Genomic DNA, 21,037 nt, shown 5'->3' with positions numbered 1-21,037 from the left:
TTGTCGTTTTTTGAATGTAGCGGATCATTATTTTAACGAGATATTGGCACCGAATACGAAAGTGCGCACGGTTGGATAATTATCTACCCAGCTGTTACTTCCACTGGTAATCCCTCTTCCCAGGTAATTATTTTCAGGATCCCATCCAATCCAATCAGTGAAAGTGTATAAGTTACGGCCGCTTGCATAAATTGTAAGACCGCCCAAATGTAACTTATCGAGCACTTTTGGATTGAACTGGTAGCTCAGGGTCACATCTTTGATCCGGGTGAAGCTCGCGTCAGAAGCGTAGCCATACCCCCTGGTATTGTTATAAGATAACGCAGGGCGGGTGTTGTTTCCGTTGGTTGATGTCCAGTATCCGATTTCAGCAGGCGTATTTCTTCTGCCTGTCTCATCACCATAATTCAGATCGGGGTTACTTTTTGTTACGCCTTGTACTGTTTGAATGAAAACATTCAGATTGATGTTTTTATAGTGAAAAGTATTTGTCAAACCGCCTGTCCATTTTGGTGCTGTTTGGCCTAATACTACTCTATCGTCTGCTGTAACCTTGCCATCGCCGTTAACGTCAGCGAATTTCAAATCGCCGGCTTTGGATCCCGGATCCTGCTTAGAAGCATCCTGGCCTGTTTGCCATACTCCCTGCATTACATAATCGTAAACAACATTAATCGGCTGACCGATAAACCACCTGTTGCCAAGGTCACTTTGCTTATCGCCGTATAAATCGACGATTTTATTTTTGTTGGTAGCAAAAACAACTGCGGTTTCCCACTTGAAATCACCTTTAACAAAGTTGCGGGTATTCAGGGAAACTTCAATTCCCTTGTTAGCTGTTTTACCAATATTGTCCAGCACGTTGGCGTAGCCGGTAATGATCGGTAAACTTCTCCTAAGCAATAATCCGCTGGTATTAAGATCATACATATCAACCGATCCGTTGATACGGCTATTGAAGACTGAGAAATCGACACCCACGTTTCCACCAACAGTTTCTTCCCAATGCAGGTTCGAGTTACCTAAGTTGCTTGGTATGGTTCCGATGGTGCTGATGCCATTAAAAGGCGAACGTGCTGTATTATCGGTACTAATTGTTCCGTAAACATCAACAGCCTCGTTACCCGACTTACCGTAAGAACCCCTTATTTTAAGATTGTCTATCCAGGTCAGTTTTCTCATGAAATCCTCATTGCTGATATTCCAGCCAATTGCAGCTGAGGGGAACAAACCATATTTATCAGCATCGGCTCCGAATACAGACGATCCGTCGCGTCGGGCTGTAAGAGTCAATAAATAACGGCTTTTGTAAGAATAATTTACACGAGCCATTTGTGATACAAGCGCTCTTCTGCGTTGGTAAGAATTACTTGTTTGCGTTGCACCGGCACCCAGGTTGTCATATCCCAGTTGATCATTGACAAAACCGGTAGCTCCAGCGGTAGTGGACCGGAATTTTGACTCCTGATTACTGTATAATGCTGTTACATCCAGGTGATGATCTTTCCAGTCGCGATTGTACGACAAGATATTTTCCAGGGTATAGCTGTTTGTTTCCTCATTGTAGTTGCTTGCTGTACCGATCATATCGTTCGCCTCACGTCCTGTATAGCTCGCGGTACGATAAGGCAGATAAGTGTAACCTGCATTGATACGATATTTCAGGCCTTTTAACGCTCCGCCAAATTTGACATCAGCATATAGGTTGCCGTTCAAATTTGTTCCGCGATCAAGACGGTCTGTTACAAGTCCCAGCAGTGGATTTGTATATAACTGCTCCGGGTTCATCGGATAAATAGCATACGTTCCATTTGGATTGTACTCCTGCCCATAAGGACTCATAGAGGTTGCAAAAAGAAGATTTGCCCGGCCACCATCTCTGTTGTTATTAGCTACGAACAGGTTGGTTCCAACACTCAGGAAGCTGGCAAGGTTCGCATCGAGATTTGTGCGGAAACTTACCCGCTTGTACTGATAACCTCTCACTGCACCTTTTTGATCCATGTATTCGCCAGACACATAATACTTAACATCTTCTGTACCTCCCGAAATACTCAGGTTATGATCTTGCATAATACCTTGCTGGGTTGCTTCTTTTACCCAATCCGTTGTGATGCCGGCGTTATAATTCGGCAGTTCCCCATAGTTAGGAACCGGGTTGGTTTGAGTCTGCCCTGTTTGCGACATGTAATCAGCATATTTTTGAACATACTCAGCGCCGTTTCTTGGCTCAAGAATATGAGCCAGATTTTCAGTTCCTACGTATCCGTTATAACGGATAACAGGTTTGCCGGTAGCTCCTTTTTTGGTTGTAATAAGGATTACACCCTGAGAACCGTTGGTACCATAGATGGCAACGGCCGATGGGTCTTTAAGAACTTCGATCGAGGCTATGTCATTTGGATTAATATCGTTCAACGTACCTCCCTGCTTACTGAACGGGACTCCATCAACAACGATATAAGGTCCGCTGTTGGCAGTAATTGAATTTTGACCGCGGATCAACGCTGCCGGCTGGCTGCCGGGAACTGACGAAGTAGTTGTGATGTTTACCCCAGCAACCGCACCTTCAACGGCCTGTAATACGTTCGTCACCGGGATTTGTGATAAACGTTGTTTGGGAACAGATACTACAGCGCCGGTAACGTCTGAACGTTTTTGGGTACCGTATCCTACAACAACCACCTCGTTCAGTTGCTTTCCACTATCATTTAAGATAATGTTCAGGGATTTACTAGCACTGGTAACATCTACGGTTTTTGGCGCCATCCCAACATAAGTAATAGTAAGCGTAGAAGCATTGCTTAGCGTAATAGAAAATTTTCCGTTTGCATCACTTGATGTACCACGTGTTTGGCCAGCGGCTTTAATCGAAGCACCGGGCAGCGGATTTCCTTTCTCATCGACAACCGTACCGCTCACGGTAAACTGATTTGTCTGAGCTTTAACGACATTGCTGGTACACACCAAAAAGCATATCAGCAGCGCCGCGTTAAATAAATAAGTAATTTTCTCTTTCATTTTTGGTTAATTAATAATTGGAATTGAAATGTTTGTTTGCCTGAGTTTAAGGCGAAATACTTAGCTCCCCTTCTAGTAAAAAGCTGTCATAATTTTTTTGAATTTAAGTTTACAAATTACGGCCGGGCGTTACGATCCGCATGATTAGTCAGCACGAAATAAGTGTAAATTATACAAATAAAAAGGGGGCAAATCTGTAAAATTAAGGGGGTTAAAATAGCACCCGCAGAGACCAATCTCTACAGCGACATTTTAAAACGCTATTTTTCAGTGTACTTGTAGTATTTTTCAACCAAGTAGGTTTTATGGAAGGCAGTACGATGTTTTTTGATAAACTCTGAAGGTTTGATACCGAACAGGCGGGTAAAATGTTCTCTAAAATATTTAATGTCATTGAAGCCCGCATTTAGGGCCGCTTCATTAACATTACAGTTTGTGTTGATCATTATTTCGGCCGCTTTCCGGAGACGGACGAAACGAATAAAACTCGTTACAGACTGTCCGCTTATTGATTTGACCTTTTTAAAGAGACTGGAATAGCTCGTTCCCATTTCCTTGGCGATGGTTTGCACATCAAAATTCGGATCCGAAAGATTGTTCTCGATAATTGATACGCACTTATATAAAAATTCTTTGTGATGCTCGGATATGTTCCGGGTGTTATACTTTAGCGTAATTTCATTATAAAAATAATTCTGGAGCTCTGTTTTATTACGGAGAATACCCTGCACTCTTGCTACCAGCAAATCCTTTTCGAAGGGCTTGCTAACAAAGTCAATAGCTCCTACTTCAATCCCTTTCAGTTTTAAACCGGGTGTAGCGTCGCCTGTGAGCAGAATTACAGGAATATGGCTTAACGAACTATCCTGCTTAATAACCCTGCACAATTCAATGCCGTCAATTCCCTGCATCATAATATCGCTGATTACGATGTCCGGCAAAAACCGTCTTATCTGTTCAAGACCTTCTGAGCCGTTTACCGCCTGGTAAATTTTGTAATTGTCTTTGAAGATCGATTTTATATATGCCCTGATTTCGTCGTTGTCGTCAATGATTAAAATTGCCTGCCGGTCAGAAATTAATAATTCGAGATTGTAAGGTTCATCGTCCGGCGCTTTATCATTATAATCGTCCTGGAAAAGCTCGTCGATCAACTCACTTTTCTCACTATTATCTATCTCAGCAGCAGGATCCTGTGCCTTTTGTAAAACGATATTGAAGGTTGTTCCGCCTTGTTCGTTGATGGTATGGCTGATTTCACCTTCATGGCTTTCAATAAAAGTTTTAACGAGATATAAACCGATGCCAAATCCCGTTTTCAACGATTTATCTTTCGTTTGATAAAACTTCTCAAATATTTTATCGCCGGTCGAGGTATCAATTCCGCAACCGGTATCCGATATCTGAATATTTGCCCTGTCGCCGACACCGGTTATCGTCATGATGACTTTGCCGCCTTCAGGCGTAAATTTGAAGGCATTAGAAAGAAGATTAAACAGGGCAATTTCAATCTTATCGCGATCAGCATTAATCTGGATATCTTCATCCGGACAATTGAATTCGTATTCGATTGATTTCAATTTCGCCTGATGAACAAAGGAAAGGTAAACATCGTTACATAGCGCGCATAAGTTAATGCACGTCATTTTCAGGCTGTCATTTTCGCTTTCAATTTTTCGGAACAGTAATAGCTGGTCTACCAACCTCAGCAGCCTGCGTGCATTACGATAAATTAAGTTTAATTCCGAGTTGTCCTTATCGCCGCGCTGCTTCAGCAGATCCTTTATAGGGTTTATAATTAATGTTAGCGGTGTGCGGAATTCGTGCGAGATATTTGTAAAAAATGAAAGCTTCCTTTCATTCAGCTCTTTTTCCCGTTCCATTTTCAGGTTGGCAATTTCGATCTCATATTTCAGATTACTTTGCCGTGTGCGGTATAACAGAAAACTATAGACAAGGGCTGCGAAAATTCCGGTGTAGATCAGATATGCCCACCAGGTACGGTACCATGGAGGTAAAACAATAATATCGACAATTAACTGCCGGCTATTCCAAGATCCGTTTGTATCTGTCGCTTTTATATGAAGCGTATAATGGCCTTCATTAAGCCTGGTATAATAGGCCGTTTTCAGGTTGCCGACCGCATTCCAGCCGTGATCCCAGCCTTCCAGAAAATATGCATAGTTGATTTTGTCGGGACGCGAGTATTCAAGAGAAGCATAGTCAATCGCAATCGTGGCGTCGTCATAAGGTACCTGGATTTTTCTTAGTTCAACTACAGAACTATAATCGGTATACGGCGAACTGCCTTCGATAAGTTTATTATTGATTTTTAACCCCGTGATCTTAATTTCGGGATAGCTCACCGCATAGCTGATACTGTCAGGATAAAAGATATTAAATCCGTTAATTCCGCCGAACATAAGCGCTCCGTTTTTAAGCTTCAGTCCCGCATTATAATTAAACTGATTGCTCTGTAAGCCGTCGGACACATCGAAATTTTTAAACTGTCCAGTCGCCGGATCAAATCTTGTTAATCCGCTGTAAGTACTGCACCATAGAACACCCTTGTTATCAATCAATATGTTTAAAATAGTGTTGCTGGGCAGTCCGTTTACTTGTGTATAACGGGTAAACCTCTTTTTCGCGCAATCAAATTTAAGAAGGCCGCCGCCTTCAGAACCCAGCCATAATATATTGTTATCGTCTCCTGTTATTGAACGAATCGCATGGCCGACATGGATATATTGATGTTTTCTATTTTGGATATCAATCCGGATCAACTGGGAATAATTCCCGGCCCATAGCCGGCCGGCCTTATCTTCGAAAATTGTATGAATATTCGTGAGCCGGTGATCAAACAGTTCAAACCGGTCGGCTTGCCGGTTATACTTGTAAAGCGCTCCGCCTCTTGTGGTTCCTGCCCATAAATTGTGCCTGGAATCTTCAAACAGCTTCCATAAGTTGCTGTCAAACCGTTTGGTTACAGGGTTGTAACAATCATAATGTTTGAATGAATGACGGCTGTTGTCGAACGCGTCAATGCCGCCACTGAACGTTGCCACCCAGATTTGCCCGGTATAATCCTCCGCAACGCTGGTTACAAAATTGCTGACTAATGAATTCGGCTGACTGGTGTGAGTGTAATTAGTAAACTTACCGGCTGCAGGGTTCCAGTAACTCAGTCCGCCGCCGTCGGTTCCTATCCAGATGTTGTCCTTTTTATCTTCACAAAATGAAAGGATGAAATTATTAACAACACTGTTATTATTAAACGGGTCATGCCGGTAAACAGGAAAAATTTCCGGTTTATTATCGATGATGTTAACGCCTCCCCGCAAGGTCGCAATCCATTTCCGAGAATTTCTGTCCTCGTAAATTGCATTTACAGCACCGCTTTCAAGCGAACCACGTTGTTGTCCGGGAAGTATATAGTTGATTTTTTTTGTTCCCGGATCGAGAACGTTAACGCCGCCACCATTGGTTCCGATCCAGATCAGGCTGGATTTATCCTGCTTAATGTCAAATATATTCTGACTGCTGAGCTTCTCGCGGCTTTCGTCAAATCTCGATAAAAAATCTTGCGGATGATTGTAAGAAAAAAGTCCGTTTTCTGTTCCTATCCAAAGCTTTTTATCATTACCGCTGAGCAGGCATGTGGCAGACTTGAGGCTGCGATTAATCACCCGGATCTTGCCGTTTTCGAGTTTACAAACGCCTGTATCTTTAATAAAAAGCCAAATGCTATTCCCTGCGTCGGCTGTTAAAGCTTGTACATTGTAAGTGCTTTTTAAATCTGCAGTAAAGAGCTGTTTACAATCCCCGTTAGCGCCGCTATATACTAGCAAACCATTATTTTCGGTGGCAACGTAAACGTCTCCAACTTTTGTAGTAATTAATGCATTTATATTTGAATTTATTGGCTGACTTTTTCCCTGTTTGTTTTTAAAAGAAACAGGATAAAACTTAGCATCCTGGTAATTATAATAAATCAGCCCTCGTTGTGTCCCGATAAATATTTTGTCCTTTACCCCTGACAATGCGATAATGTGATTGTCTTTCAACGACGTCTCATCGCCCCAAATATTTCGAAAGATTTTAAATTTAGTACCATCGTACCTGTTCAGGCCGTCGTAAGTACCAAGCCATATAAATCCATACTGATCCTGGTAAACAGATGTAACTGCATTGTTTGACAAACCCTGTTCAATACCCAAATAGCGAATTGGATATTTTGTACCAGCCACGCAGGTTGCAGAAACCGCCGCGACGAATAAAATATATGTAAAAAAAAGAATCAGTTTCCTGACCGGATTAATCAAGTCCACAAGAATATTTAGCTGCGAATTTCCCGTAACGGGCCGCTCAAACTTAGCTCATTTTTTTTTAATTGTTTAACGCGGAACCGGCGAAGCTTATACTAATGATTTCGAATTTTCCTCATCTTTGGTGTACTTGCAGCTGGTATTTTGGCGGGATGATCGGATAAGTGAGCTAATTTATCATGAAGCCAGCGTGTGAGCCTGTGATGTAAGGGCACCAAAATTGCGGCTAACGTTATGAGAATCAGCAACTCGATCACAGGCAGATGGTTGCTGATACGCTGGACAAGAGGATGAAGCAGCAGCGTTATGAACTCAAAACACATTAACAGCGATACCACGCTCATAAATTCGATTATCCTTCGGTGGATACGGCTTTTGCTCAGCATAAGTAAAAACAGAAAGAAAAAAGGTATAAAAATCGCAATACCAATGAGCTGCAGGTCGATTATTCTTTTTTCAGCCTCACGTTTTTTCTCTGCGGCTATGGCCTGCTGCCGCTCGGCTTCGTTAAAGCTTAGTGTTTGTATTTCTTTGATCCTGGCGGCATTGAACATGCTGTCTCTTGCAGCGATCGCGATTTTATAATACCGGAATTCCTCGTGTTCATTTTTTCCGTGGTAATACTCCGTAAGTAAATTACTGGCATTGTAAATACCTTCGGCGTAAGATGCAGCTTCTGCCGTTTTAAGAGCGTTAGATGCATAATGAAAGCTGGAATCTACCTGGCTGCTTTTGAGGAATAACCTGGCTATACTGTTATAAGTATCAACAATAGCGCTTTGATCGTCATTTTCTATCGCGCACGAAACACTTAAGCGGTAATATTCAAGTGCCATTGGAATATTACCGATTTTGTAATTTATATCGCCCAAAATCGACAAGGTATTGGGCATAGTGTTTTTGTCATTCAGTGAATGTTGTATTCCATAGGCCTGCAGTTCAAAACTTAATGCCGAGTCTATTTTATTGAGTTTCAGGTAGCAGTTGCCAATATTAGATAATACAATGCTCGTACGTTTTTTATCATCCAACGATTCAGCAACAGCTTTCGCTTTAAAATGATACGTTAGGGCCTGAACATTATCGCCCTGATCGGAATAAATGATTCCAATGTCGTTCAGGCTTTTTAACATGCCTAACTCATCATTTATTTCTTCCCGTAATTTTAATGAGCTTAGCAATAAAGACAATGCACGGTTGTATCTTCCATTTTTCCAGTAAATAACCCCCATCCGGTTAAGGCTGTTGCCTTCGCCTTGCTTATAAGCGATTTTTCTTGACAACTCAAGAGCTTGTTTTGCATAGATAAGAGCGCTGTCAGGCCTGGTGGACTGTATTTTCCGGCTTTTATTAAGGAGTGATTCAACTGCCGTGGAATCAGATAAATTATAGTGGTTTTTTTTTGTCTGCTGTGCGGATATATATGTACTTATGCAAATTAGAGCACATAAAAAAGTTACCCTGCTGGTTAGATTCAGGCGCATATGTTTTCATAAAACACCCCAAACAGGGCAAATTAGATTAAAATCCCAGATTAGTCTTCGGCTGCTTCTGGTGCTGAATTCTGATCTTCACTTGTTGAACTTTCGTTTTCGTTTGCCAGGGGATCTGTTGCCTGGTCAATTGCAGCCGATACCTGAGTTTGGTCCTGCACAGTTGCCCTATTGGTTCTGCCCATAGAGGTGTTCTTGTCAAATGACATGGTTTTGATCTTAAGTTAATGCCTACTTCTTTTTCGGTGTTTTCGGCTTATTCTCCTTAATTAAATCTATAACATTAAACACTAATAACCAAGCAATTAACTCACAGTCGATACACGTTTTTGTATCAATAAATGTGCATTTTATCTATCAAAGAAACTACTTAAACAGGAGCATGACGATCATTTACTTGAGATTGTCAAACTACTGCTTTTAAGTGACGATCCTGAAACTGACAACTTCATTGCGCCCGCTTGTTTTGTAGATTCGAGAAGCACAACCAACTTACCGCTAAAAAGCTTCATACCCGACGCATTAAACGGCACAAGGGATGTTGCATCTCCATTACATGCCGCCAGATATTTTCCGGGTCCGGTTACGCTAAACTTCAGGTACTGGTCTGCGGTCGGACAACGATTGCCGTTTTTATCGACAACTGAAACGGTGACAAACGATAGATCTTTACCATCCGCGTTAATTGTTTTTCTATCAGCTTCCAGCACAATACGATAGGGTTTTCCAGCGGTAACGATTTTCTCTTCGGCAGCGGCTTTACCGGTGCTATCATAAGCCACCACTTTCAAGGTACCGGGCTCGTATTTAACGTCCATCCACATAAGCCGGTAACGGTTCTGCGGACTTGAATTATTTTTCTTTTGTACACCGAGGCTCTTTCCATTCAGAAAAAGTTCTGCGCTGTTATAACTGGTGTATACAAAGACTGGCGTAGTCTGCCCTTCACGTCCCTGCCAATTCCAATGGGGCAATAAATGCAGTGTCGGGCTTTCTTTATTCCACCGGCTACGATAAAGATAATACCTGTCTTTTGGCAATCCCGCCAGGTCGCAAATACCGAAGTACGAACTTCTCGAAGGCCAATAGTCGTCATAGGGAGTCGGTTCACCTAGATAGTCGAACCCTGTCCAGACGAACTCCCCTATTACCCAGCTTTTATCGTCCTGCAAAACAAAGTCGTCATCAGGAAGATTTGACCAATTACAGCATTCCATATCATAAGAAGAGCACTGAAGGTCATCATACTGTTTATCTTTAGCAAATACTACCGGGAATTTATATACACCCCTGGAGCTAACAGTAGAAGCAGTTTCGGACCCGAGAATAAAACCCTGTGGGAAAGCTTTGTAAGCATCCTCGTACAAGTGTGTTCTGTAGTTCAGGCCGGGAACATCAAGCAACGCCCCAAAACCCGATTGCATTGTTGCCTTTACCTGGTCCATCCCCACTGTTACCGGCCGTGTCGGGTCTTCCCGGTGAAATATCTCCTGTAACCACTTCGCCCGTTTCACGCCCTCTGCACCAAATTGATCGGGCACCTCGTTACCGGCACTCCACATAACAATGCAGGGGTGATTTCTTGTGGCCCTAACCAGGTTAACGACGTCCTTCTCTGCATCGGAATCAAAGAAAAGATGGTAACCGTTTTCGACTTTTGGTTTTGCCCATTCGTCAAAACTTTCGGCCAGGAACATAAAACCCAGCTCATCGCAAAGTTCAAGTTGTTCGGGCGAAGGCATATTATGGGAACTACGAATGGCGTCACAACCCATATCTTTTAAAATCAACAGCTGTCTTTTAAGTGCTGCTACATTGATCGCGGTGCCTAGAGGACCCAGGTCATGATGAAGGCATACCCCCTTAAACTTGCGGGTAACACCGTTCAACCTGAAGCCGGTACCAGGTTTATAACTTATCTCCCGAATACCGAACTTTGTTTTTGTGACATCTTTTAATTGATTGCCCTGGTATAATTCCGTTACCGCTGTGTATAAATATGGTGTTTCAGGGCTCCATCTATGCGGCATTGAAACGGCCAGATTCTGATCAAATTCATTGCCAAACGAGGCAACACTGGTATCCGCGGTAACCTTATTTCCTGAGTTATCAAATAAAGTAGTAATGAGACGCAAGCCTTTGCCGGAGAAGCGCGTTTTAACATTAATCTTCGCAAGCTGACCGGTAACAAGCGGTGTGGTAACGGAAACGCCCCACTGTTCAATGCTGTTCTCATCTTTAACGATCAGATGCACATTTCTATAAAGCCCCGCACCCGGATACCACCGGGATGACTTGGGTCGATTGGACAGCTTTACGGCTAAGGAGTTGAACTCTCCGGCAGTAACCTTGCTGGTTATATCGAAAAAGAAATAGCTATATCCATAATTATTGTGGCCCACCTGTTGTCCGTTGATAAATACTTGCGCTTCGCTCATCGCGCCGTCGAAAACGAGCAGTACTTTTTGATTTTGTTTGGTAGCTGGAACCCGGAATTTTGTAAGATACCAGGCTTCGCCGATATAAGGTAAAGAACCTGTCCGGCCGGTTTTTTCCGTCGGCTTAGTTTCACTGTTTTGCGTAATCGCGACGACCTGTTTATCAATCTCTTTATCAAAAGGCCCGGCAATTGCCCAGTCATGCGGAACGTTCACGGTTTGCCACTTACTGTCATCAAAATCTTTTTTGTATGCATTTTCGCTGTTACCACGACGAAACTTCCAGTTTTCAGTTAGCTCGGTTTCGGTTCGCGTCTGGGAAAAAGTGCTGAGGTAACCAAGGCTTAGAACAGTCAATATCAGTCGTGCGGAAAACATTCGAACTAAACGCATCTTACTTGCGGATCCAAGCCTTTTCAATGGAAAAATCGCTGATTTTAGTTCCTTTCTTTTCGTGGTAACATTCATTTCTGGGAGTATAATTTAGGGTCGATGAGCGTTCTATTTGTACGACGGTCAAAATAAACAATTCTTTATTATTCAGCTACAAAGTGAGCAGATCACCTATTTGCGAAATCATCGAAAATTATATTTATGCTATTATTTCCTGATCATCCTTATCTCGTACACCCCGGCCGTTGCCGAGCCGTTCACTGCTTCAAGCTTTACTCTAACTTTTGAATCGCTTGTTTGAACAAATCCGGCAGGAATCACATATTCTTCGGAATAAAACGTATCGCCGTGACTGCCGTCAAGGTTTACTTCGGCAAGCACTTTATCGTTTATTTTAACAAGAAAACTCCTTCCCTTTTCTTCGCCGTAATAGGTTAATCTCAAAGCAGCTTTACCGTCGATTGGAGCTTTCATCTGATAACTAAACCAGCCTTTCGCACTTCGCCAATGCCTGTCCTGGAAAACGCCTGTCACAGAATTTTCCGATTTAAAGAAATGATCCGACTCGGGCTGCTGCTCTCCTGCAGTAACAAGGTCCACCGTAATGCTGTCGAGTTTCGCAGCAGCAGCTTCCTTCGAAGCAATCTCCTGCTTTATTTTTTGCAGACCTGCAGGCGTTTCCTTTTCCCAGTAAATTACATACCGTGAGTCGTGTACTTTATAAAAAGGAACCAATTCAAGCGACGCATAACTTGCAGGTTGTATAAGGTTCGAAGCTTTAAAAGTGAGCGGTTTTCCTGGTACCGGTTCGATAAAATTTTCCAGTTCCTGGCTATCGCTCACAAACATAGGCATTTGCTGCAATGGATATTTTCTCCCGCTGGCAACGTGTCCCATGCGGCTATCATCTGCGAACAAGCCGGCCATATTTGCGGTATCTGTTTTAGCTGCCAGTACAATCGGTCCATGAAGTATCGCAACAAAGTTTAAACCGTCCGGCAATTGATCGATTGTATTGTGCATGGGCAATTGTATATCAATCTTATCGCCTTTTTTCCAGTTTCTTTGCAGCGTTATCCATTCTGAAGCCGACGCCTTGAAAGAAAATAGCTTGCCGTTAACCAATATTTTAAGTGCTCCGTTTTTAACCCATGACGGATAACGGATCTTTAAATTAACCGTAGATCCCGAAGCTGATTCAACACGCAACATCGTCCTTTCTTCTTCGGGAAAATGATTTATTTGTGTTAAAACCAATCCTTTTTCGCGCCATTGCACACGTGATGGAACAAAAAGATTAACATACAGATCGTTCCCGGAATGCGCATAAATCAGTTCGTTATACTTAGCATGATTTTCCATCCCCGACCCTACACAGCACCACATACTGGTTTGCGGCTGAGAATAGACGCGGTAATGGCCGGGGCGCATCGGCGTAAAATAAACAAAGCCTCCCTTACCAGGATGCTGAGTGCTCAGAATGTGGTTATACATCGCCCGTTCGTAGTAATCGATGTATTTAACGGAGGGATTTGACTCATACAGCAGCTCCGTTAGCTTAAGCATGTTATAGGTATTGCAGGTTTCCGGCCCCTGTTCGCTTGTTATCATCGATGTAAAATTGTTCGCAGGATTGAAATGTTCCCGTACGCTGTTTCCACCGATGGCAACGGAGCGCTTGTTCACCACGGTTTCCCAGAAAAAATCTGCTGCCTTTTCATAGGCCGCGTCATTATTAGCTATCGCAATGCGTTCGAAACCAATGATTTTAGGAATTTGCGTATTGGCATGCAGGTTATTCAGCTCGTCTTCATCATGTTCGAGCGGATTCAATATTGCCTGGTGCGAAAATTTATATGCAGCATCAAGGTATTTTTTGTCTTTTGTCAGGCTATAAACATCAGCCAGGACTTCGTTTATGCCTCCATGCTCCGTATTAAGCATCTCCTGCAGTTGGGAAGTTGATAGCGCATTAGATAAATGAACAAACCAATCGCTGAATTTAATAAGCATATCCTTCGCTTGTGCGTTTCCCGCTATTAAATAAGCATCCCGAATGCCTGCATAAGTTTTATGAATATTGTAAAGCGGAACCCATTTCTTTTTAACAGCGTCTATATCTCCCCGAAAAACGGCTTGCCAAAGTTCCCTGCTGCCGGGTACACCACCGATATAACCGTCGCCATTCTTATCCTGGCATTTTTTCAATTCACTTAACATATAATTGAGACGCGCTTCAACCTGTTTGTCGCCGGTGGAAGCTTGCATCATCGCCAGTGCTGAAAGATAATGCCCGCCGATATGCCCGTCTAGGCCGGTATTTTCCCAATTAGTATAACTTTCGGCTTTGGGAGTTAATCCCGCCTCACGGAGATAGGGCGCCAGTAACCTGTCCGGGCTTAAAGCCATGATGTATTTTAAATCGGTACTCCTGGCATCCAGAAAGATACTGGGCAATAGCTGCACATCTGTCATCGGAAACAGCTGTACCGTTTTAACGGCCTGCGCATAGGTCAGCACAACAAAACACAGGGAACAAGCAAGGGCAAAAGATTTCTTCATCAGCAAGGCAAGCGTTGGTTAGAAAACAAAATTAAGTGTTTTTATGACATTTAAAAGCGCTGGAGGCTAATCTGTGAGATTTTAAAATATCTTTCAAATTTTAAATCTTCACGTATATTATGATCCAAATAATCATAAATGAAAGTTGCCCGCTTTTTGATTTCTCTCGCCTTATTATCTTTTTTCAAAAACCAATCACAGGCTCAGTTCTTACCTGGCAAAAATGTCTTTACCCATGCCGATACATTACGCGGAAGGCTAAGTCCGCTGCGTGCTTGTTATGATGTTAATTTTTATCATCTGGATGTTCGTTTTGATATTGATAACAGATATATCAGCGGAAGCAATCGTATTAAGTTTACCGCAATGCGAGATTTTTCAAAACTGCAATTTGATCTTTTTGACACCCTTAAGATCAGCAAGGTTATTTATCGTGATAAGGAAGTCCCTTATACAAGAGAAGCGAATGCGGTGTTTATCATGTTACCGGTATCAATAAAAAAAGGGCAGCAAGATGAGTTTACCGTTTTCTATTCCGGATATCCAACTGTCACCCAAAGAGCACCGCGCGACGGTGGAATTGTATTTTCTAAAGATTCTTTAGGTAAGCCGTTTGTTGCAACGGCGTGTGAAGGTACCGGAGCGAGCATTTGGTGGCCTAATAAAGATCATTTATCAGATGAACCGGACAGCATGCTAATAAGTATAAGCGTACCCAAAGGATTACAAGAGGTATCAAATGGCCGTCTGCGTCTGGTAACTGATCTTAAAGATGGGTACACTCGTTTTGATTGGTTTGTAGGCAATCCGATCAACAATTACAATGTAGCCGTCAACATAGGCGATTTTACACATATTAATGATAGTTACAACGGCGTGAAAGGCAAGCTTTCGTTAGATTACTGGCCTCTTAAATATAACGAAGTGAAGGCTAAGAGAATTTTTAGCAGAAACGTAAAAACCATGCTACAAACCTATGAACATTGGTTTGGCCCTTATCCTTTCTATTCCGACGGTTACAAGTTAGTTGAAACGCCCTACCCCGCAATGGAGCATCAAAGCGCTATAAGTTACGGCGGTTTCCTTAAAGGTATTCCGCCAAACGAGCTGAAAGGCGGTAACGATGCGGAAGGATGGGACTTCATTATAGTGCATGAAAGTGCTCATGAATGGTTTGGAAATAATATAACTGCAAAAGATCTCGCCGATGCCTGGATACATGAAGCTTTTGGTACTTATGCCGAATCACTGTTTTTGGAAACACTATATGGCAGGCAAGCCGGATTACAGCATATTTATCAAAATCGGCAGAACATCGCTAACGACGCGCCGGTTGTTGCACCTTATCAGGTTAATCAAATGGGTTCCGGAGATATGTATGCTAAAGGTGCCGTTGTGTTGAATATGATAAGATGTATAATTAGTGATGACGAAAAATGGCGCGGTATACTTCGCGGTCTCAACGAAAAATTTTATCATCAGACAGTTACTTATGAAAATATCGTTTCTTATTTAACTGAAAAATCTGGCGTTGACCTTGCCCCTATGTTCAGTCAATATTTACATTATAAAAATCTTCCGCTTCTTGAATTTGTAAACAAAGATGGGATATTAAATTGCCGTTGGATCTCGGACGTCAGAGGTTTTACAATGCCTGTATTGGTTAGAAAAAAGGGCGGTAATTATCAATTAATAAGGCCTTCATCAAATTTTAACCCTGTTGGAATCAATGGCGTTTCCAAGGAAAACGTTGAACTTGATTCGCTTGATTTTTATGTGGGTGTTATTACCGATTAAAGTTATGAATTCCTGAGATTTGCTTTGGCTTAATAAACAGCTATCATCTCATCTTTAAAAATTCCAAACATTCTTCTTGATTAAATAAAATTTAGTTTTAACTTTGAATAACAAAGTACTTTTAGCTATGACAACGAAACTCTTATTCGCCAAAGACATTAAAGCTTAACCATTTTTTTGCGCTTAAACTTTGCAATTCAAAGTACTTTACAAAAAAACAATTATTAAACATAAAAAAACAGCCATGACACACCAAAACGAACTAACTACACAACCAGTACACCCTATTTCACTGGGAAAACTAATGCTGATTGCCGCCGGTATTGCATTAATCCTGATCTCTGTCTTTTTATTTCCGGTGAGAGATCCCAACCCTGCATGGGGGAAATTATGGATGGTCAAACCGCTGATCATCGTTCCATTGGCCGGATCCTTAGGTGGATTATTTTATTACAATATGGATTTTTTACGTCACCAGGGCGGCTGGAAAAAAGTGCTGGCAAATCTGGCCAGTTTGATTGTGTTCGTCATCGTGTTATGGCTGGGCACTGTTTTAGGATTGAACGGTACACTTTGGAATTAATGTCGCTAGTTGATCAGAACTGAAAAACCTTATATAAAATGAAAGACGAAATAGTCAACCACCTGAACGACCCCGGGCATCTTGAAAAAATGTACAGAAACAACAAAGGCTCTTTCAAAAGGGAGTTCAGCAAACTTTATCCAGAGCTCAAAGGAAATATACTTGCTGATTTCTGGCATGAGCGGCTCCATTATGAAAGCGATGAGATCAATTGGGGCACAGGCAAAGAGCTAACCATTATAATAATAGCTTCGCTTATAGCAGGGCTTATCGCCAAAGTTCCCGCCATATTTCATATCAGCGAGGATTTCTTCTATCCCAGAAATATCGGTTTCATCTTTCTGCCGCTGCTTACAGCTTATTTTACCTGGAAAAACAATTTACAGCCTGGGAAAATTGCTATAATCTGCGGCGTAATGTTTCTTTCGGTTGTCTATATCAACGCCCTTCCTGCATCTGAGAAAAGCGATACTTTACTGCTGGCATGTATTCATTTACCGTTATTACTGTGGGTGTTATTAGGCTCTGCATTCGTCGGTAATGATTTAACAGATCATCAAAAACGGCTCGGTTTTCTAAAATACAATGGCGACCTGGTTGTGATGACGACACTCATCCTGATCGCCGGTGGAATAATGACGGGTATAACCATCGGCCTTTTCTCTATAATCGGCTTTAGTATTGAAAAATATTATTTCCAATATGTGGGAGTCTTCGGACTTGCCGCTGCACCTGTCGTAGGAACTTATTTAACACGTACGAATCCACAGCTGGTAGGAAAAGTTTCACCAGTAATTGCCAAAATATTCAGTCCCTTGGTATTAGTCATGCTGGTAATCTATCTCGTGGCAATGCTTTTTACAGGTAAAGACCCGTATAAAGACCGAGAGTTCCTGTTGATTTTTAATGCTTTACTGGTCGGTGTTATGGCCATTATTTTCTTTTCCGTCGCTGAAACATCGAAAATATCCAAAAGTCGCGTTGAGATTTGGATTCTTTTTATGCTTTCGATTGTAACCACAATAGTTAATGGAATTGCTCTTTCGGCCATCTTGTTCAGGATATCAGAATGGGGAATTACACCGAACAGGATTGCTGTTATGGGTAGTAACGTACTGATCCTGATAAATCTTTTGCTGGTAACTATCCAACTTTTCAAAGTATTATCAAAGAAACGTGATCTAACAGAAGTCGGAAATGCCATCGCAGTTTTCCTTCCCGTTTACGGCTTATGGGCAACGTTCGTAACCTTTTTATTTCCGCTTTTATTTGGCTTCAAATAGTAAATCATCTCAGTTTTCTATAGAAATAAAATGAAAATAGACATCATTATAGCATATGTTCAGCGGTACGAATTTGGCCACGAAAGAGATTTTGTGCCGCCAATTACCGGTATTCATCTAGCGGCGATAACTCCCGCCGAACATGAGGTGAGGGTGTTTCATCAGCAAGTTGATAAAATAGAACTGGATACTGACGCCGACATAATAGCGATCTCTTTCTTCAGCGGCTTTGCCCTCGCTGCTTACGATCTTGCAGCTGAATTCAGGAAAAACGGAAAATTAGTAGTGGCTGGCGGTCCGCATGTTACTTATTGCCAGGAAGAAGCACTCACTTATTTTGACGCTATCGTAACCGGCGAAGCAGAAAACGTGTGGTTAAATCTGCTACGTGATATAGAGCTTGGCCAGTTAAAACAAATTTATTCCGGAACACCTTGCGATATGACAGGTTTACCAACACCAAGGTATGACCTTTTGCCAGACAAGTTCTTCATCAAAAAAGTCATCCAGGCTACAAGGGGCTGCCCTTTCTCGTGTTCTTTTTGCACTGTTCCCTCATTAAATCCGGGCTTTAGGTTACGGCCTGTCGGGGATGTGGTAAGAGATGCGTCTTACGATAAATTTAAGTATTGGTGGCAAAGAAAAATCGTCTGGTTCTGGGACGATAACCTCACCATCAGGAGGCCTTACATCAGGCAACTTTTAACGGCTATGATCCCGCTGAAAAAATGGTGGTTAACCCAGGCCAGTATGGATATCGCCAAAGACCCGGAGCTATTAGATCTGATGAAAACATCAGGTTGTATAGGTGTCTTTTTGGGAATCGAATCATTTGGAACAGAATCACTAGCCGACGCCAATAAGAGGCAGAATAAAATAGCCGACTACAAAGAAGCTGTAAGCCAGATCAGAAAGCGGGGAATTGCTGTGATGGCTGGTTTTATTGCCGGCTTTGATCATGATGATGAACAAAGCGTAACCAATATGGCGGACCAATTGATGGAGATCGGGATTGATGTTCCGTTTTTAAGTATCATGACCCCATTTCGAGGTACACCTATTTATAGCAAACTCAAACTGGAAGGACGGATCATTGAAGAAAGAAACTGGAATTTCTACAATGGTTATAATGTGGTGTTCAAACCGCAAAAAATAAACGAAGAGCAGTTGCTTAACGCGCACCGCGCACTTTGGAAAAAATCATTTTCACTAACGTATTCTCTCAAGCGGATCGTTCGGGCAATGTTTTCTTTAAGAACAGGCGCATTTTTGATGGTGTTATTTATGAACTTATTTTACGCCCTCAAAAGATTGAGAAAGAACTATCCGATTGACATGAGCAAAAGAGCAGATTTAAGTAAAGTGATAAAACCACTAGGAAAAGCTGCAAACGACAATCTATCAACTTGTGATAAATCACTAGTTGCAAGTTGAGTAACAAACAATCATTCCAAACAAAACAACCCACTTGAATAACTATTTCTTGTCCTTTAAAATTTCATTTGTAAAATGTTCTTTTTGTTTTGGCTGTGAAAATTTCGCTTCGTTAAATGGCTGAGAATGTCCTTTTGGAATTGATAACGAAATCCATTCATTATTTGCTAGCATCTTACCCAAAAAAATAATCTGTCCAATATGATACGGATAATGCGCAAGTTGCCTGTTAATTGCTTCCATTACTGTATGACCTTGATTTCTTATGTATATGACTTTCTCAAGGTCATCTGTTGTTAAAGATTTTACTGCTTCAAACAGGCAAGTCCAGCCCTCATTCCATTTGTCCATCAGTTCTTTCCTGGTTTTGATATTATTTTCAAACTCGGCATCTCTGTTTCGCCATTCTTTTTCGCCATCGGAAGTCAAAAAGTCCGTCCATCTAGAAAGCATATTCCCGCTTAAATGATTCACTATTACCGCAATGCTATTGCTATCATCATTATACTTCCAGAATAGTTGCTCATCTTTCAGCTGTGAAAAAGTCCTTTCTCCGAGCAACTTGTAATACTCAAATTGCTTGCTGATACTTTCTAAATAATAATTAACCATATTATTAAATTTGATCACCTGGATTTATTGCCATCACGTCCTTCATGGCTCTTTAAATTGAAATTAAAAAAGTTTATGGTACATTCATAAGAAATGTGTTTTAATGATGGTAAAGACAACTAAGACAATTCTGATATTTATATTTTTATATTATAATTTCTCTTTTTTGAAAGCGCAAACGAGCTTTTGGAAGAGTTCTAAAGCTTTCATCGGTCAAAAACTACCGGGTGATAAACCTGAAATTTTTGCCAAGGGCTTACTCGAAGATGGCGGAATTGCATTAGACCGCGTGGCATTTTCGCCGGATGGCAAAGAGTTCTATTATTGCCATGCACTTCATTGGTTTGAATCGAAAGGCGCAACCATTCGCTATTTCAAATTTGATAACGGCAAATGGAATGGGCCAGTCGTTTTAAACGAAGGATATTATGCTCCGTCGTTTTCAACCAGCAACGACAGTATATACTTTATCGGCGGCGGGATGCAGGGTGTTGTCTGGAAATCAGCGAGAACAGCCACTGGATGGACAAAACCAGTACAATATATAAAAGCCAGCTATGGCCTGTACGATTTTATGAAAACACAAAGCGGATTAATGTATATCGGAAGCAACGGTAACCAGGGAAACATTAAAGATTTCAGTACCTACGACTTCTGTCAGTTAGCGATATCCGGCACTGACACAACAATTAAAAAGTTAGACGGCCCTGTAAACACCGAAGGGTTTGACGGCGATTTTTTCGTCTCAAATGACGAATCCTATATAATTATCAGCACCAATGAAACGAAAGAATATGAGTCTGAGCTTTTTATCAGTTTCAGAAATGCAGATAAATCTTGGAGCACTCCTAAAAGCTTAGGCCCACTGGTTAATAACGGCAAAGCTCACCGCTGGGGGCAATATGTTACACCTGACAATAAATATCTGTTTTATACCCAAGGCACCAGTGAGAAAGACTGCCATATCTATTGGATGCGATTTGACTACCTGCTAAGACTATTGAAAAATGAAACCTAAAGCCTGACATGCGGAAAGCGGTTTCAAGTCAAGGCAATTTTGTATGAATTCTAATTTAGTGCCCCGTTCTTGTGCGAG

General features: G+C 41.7%; 12 protein-coding genes. 5 read left to right on the top strand and 7 right to left on the bottom strand.

Going from position 1 to position 21,037, the window contains the following annotated elements:
* Positions 1 to 27: 27 nt before the first annotated feature.
* The 6 genes from GS399_RS03860 to GS399_RS03835 all read right to left on the bottom strand — a co-directional run bounded on the left by GS399_RS03860 (position 28) and on the right by GS399_RS03835 (position 14,232).
* On the bottom strand, positions 28 to 3,021 hold the full coding sequence (locus GS399_RS03860; protein WP_160843287.1) for a SusC/RagA family TonB-linked outer membrane protein: 2,994 nt from the start codon (positions 3,019 to 3,021) through the stop codon (positions 28 to 30).
* A gap of 260 nt (positions 3,022 to 3,281) precedes the next feature.
* The gene (locus GS399_RS03855; RefSeq protein WP_160843286.1) at positions 3,282 to 7,349 is read right to left on the bottom strand and encodes a hybrid sensor histidine kinase/response regulator transcription factor; all 4,068 of its coding nucleotides are present in this window, start codon (positions 7,347 to 7,349) and stop codon (positions 3,282 to 3,284) included.
* A 92-nt stretch (positions 7,350 to 7,441) separates the two neighbouring features.
* A complete protein-coding gene (locus tag GS399_RS03850) occupies positions 7,442 to 8,629 on the bottom strand; it encodes a tetratricopeptide repeat protein (RefSeq protein ID WP_237487861.1) in 1,188 nt (395 codons plus the stop codon).
* A 251-nt stretch (positions 8,630 to 8,880) separates the two neighbouring features.
* Positions 8,881 to 9,048 carry a hypothetical protein gene (locus GS399_RS03845; protein ID WP_160843284.1) on the bottom strand — a complete coding sequence of 56 codons (168 nt, stop codon included), beginning with the start codon at positions 9,046 to 9,048 and terminating at the stop codon, positions 8,881 to 8,883.
* A gap of 180 nt (positions 9,049 to 9,228) precedes the next feature.
* Positions 9,229 to 11,745: a DUF4982 domain-containing protein gene (locus GS399_RS03840; protein ID WP_237487860.1), complete on the bottom strand. Its 2,517-nt coding sequence runs from the start codon at positions 11,743 to 11,745 to the stop codon at positions 9,229 to 9,231.
* Positions 11,746 to 11,877: 132 nt separating this feature from the next.
* Positions 11,878 to 14,232 (bottom strand): glycoside hydrolase family 127 protein, encoded by a 2,355-nt coding sequence (locus GS399_RS03835; RefSeq protein ID WP_160843283.1) that lies wholly within the window; start codon positions 14,230 to 14,232, stop codon positions 11,878 to 11,880.
* Between the two features lie 138 nt (positions 14,233 to 14,370).
* Here GS399_RS03835 and GS399_RS03830 point away from each other — a divergent pair, with 138 nt between their 5' ends.
* The 4 genes from GS399_RS03830 to GS399_RS03815 all read left to right on the top strand — a co-directional run bounded on the left by GS399_RS03830 (position 14,371) and on the right by GS399_RS03815 (position 19,329).
* Entirely contained in the window at positions 14,371 to 16,029 is a 1,659-nt protein-coding gene (locus GS399_RS03830) for a M1 family metallopeptidase (RefSeq protein WP_160843282.1), read from the top strand.
* A 244-nt stretch (positions 16,030 to 16,273) separates the two neighbouring features.
* A complete protein-coding gene (locus GS399_RS03825) occupies positions 16,274 to 16,612 on the top strand; it encodes a potassium transporter KefB (protein WP_160843281.1) in 339 nt (112 codons plus the stop codon).
* Positions 16,613 to 16,650: 38 nt separating this feature from the next.
* Positions 16,651 to 17,895 carry a hypothetical protein gene (locus GS399_RS03820; protein ID WP_160843280.1) on the top strand — a complete coding sequence of 415 codons (1,245 nt, stop codon included), beginning with the start codon at positions 16,651 to 16,653 and terminating at the stop codon, positions 17,893 to 17,895.
* A 30-nt stretch (positions 17,896 to 17,925) separates the two neighbouring features.
* Positions 17,926 to 19,329: a B12-binding domain-containing radical SAM protein gene (locus GS399_RS03815; protein WP_160843279.1), complete on the top strand. Its 1,404-nt coding sequence runs from the start codon at positions 17,926 to 17,928 to the stop codon at positions 19,327 to 19,329.
* Between the two features lie 42 nt (positions 19,330 to 19,371).
* Here GS399_RS03815 and GS399_RS03810 read toward each other — a convergent pair whose 3' ends face one another.
* Positions 19,372 to 19,941, bottom strand: coding sequence for a DUF1572 domain-containing protein (locus GS399_RS03810; RefSeq protein ID WP_160843278.1), 570 nt, complete (start codon positions 19,939 to 19,941; stop codon positions 19,372 to 19,374).
* 166 nt (positions 19,942 to 20,107) lie between these two features.
* Here GS399_RS03810 and GS399_RS03805 point away from each other — a divergent pair, with 166 nt between their 5' ends.
* The gene (locus GS399_RS03805; RefSeq protein WP_160843277.1) at positions 20,108 to 20,959 is read left to right on the top strand and encodes a hypothetical protein; all 852 of its coding nucleotides are present in this window, start codon (positions 20,108 to 20,110) and stop codon (positions 20,957 to 20,959) included.
* Positions 20,960 to 21,037 lie beyond the last annotated feature (78 nt).

Source organism: Hufsiella arboris (genome assembly GCF_009834875.1).
In the GTDB taxonomy this organism is placed as follows: Bacteria; Bacteroidota; Bacteroidia; order Sphingobacteriales; family Sphingobacteriaceae; genus Hufsiella_A; species Hufsiella_A arboris.
The sequence above is the reverse complement of the archived record's forward strand: the minus strand, read 5'-3'. Positions and strand labels throughout refer to the sequence as shown.

Excerpts from the sequence above, each read along its gene's own strand:
- GS399_RS03860 (WP_160843287.1), bottom strand. The coding sequence starts at position 3,021 with ATGAAAGAGAAAATTACTTATTTATTTAACGCGGCGCTGCTGATATGC.
- GS399_RS03845 (WP_160843284.1), bottom strand. The coding sequence starts at position 9,048 with ATGTCATTTGACAAGAACACCTCTATGGGCAGAACCAATAGGGCAACT.
- GS399_RS03840 (WP_237487860.1), bottom strand. The coding sequence starts at position 11,745 with ATGAATGTTACCACGAAAAGAAAGGAACTAAAATCAGCGATTTTTCCA.
- GS399_RS03835 (WP_160843283.1), bottom strand. The coding sequence starts at position 14,232 with ATGAAGAAATCTTTTGCCCTTGCTTGTTCCCTGTGTTTTGTTGTGCTG.
- GS399_RS03830 (WP_160843282.1), top strand. The coding sequence starts at position 14,371 with ATGAAAGTTGCCCGCTTTTTGATTTCTCTCGCCTTATTATCTTTTTTC.
- GS399_RS03825 (WP_160843281.1), top strand. The coding sequence starts at position 16,274 with ATGACACACCAAAACGAACTAACTACACAACCAGTACACCCTATTTCA.
- GS399_RS03820 (WP_160843280.1), top strand. The coding sequence starts at position 16,651 with ATGAAAGACGAAATAGTCAACCACCTGAACGACCCCGGGCATCTTGAA.
- GS399_RS03815 (WP_160843279.1), top strand. The coding sequence starts at position 17,926 with ATGAAAATAGACATCATTATAGCATATGTTCAGCGGTACGAATTTGGC.
- GS399_RS03810 (WP_160843278.1), bottom strand. The coding sequence starts at position 19,941 with ATGGTTAATTATTATTTAGAAAGTATCAGCAAGCAATTTGAGTATTAC.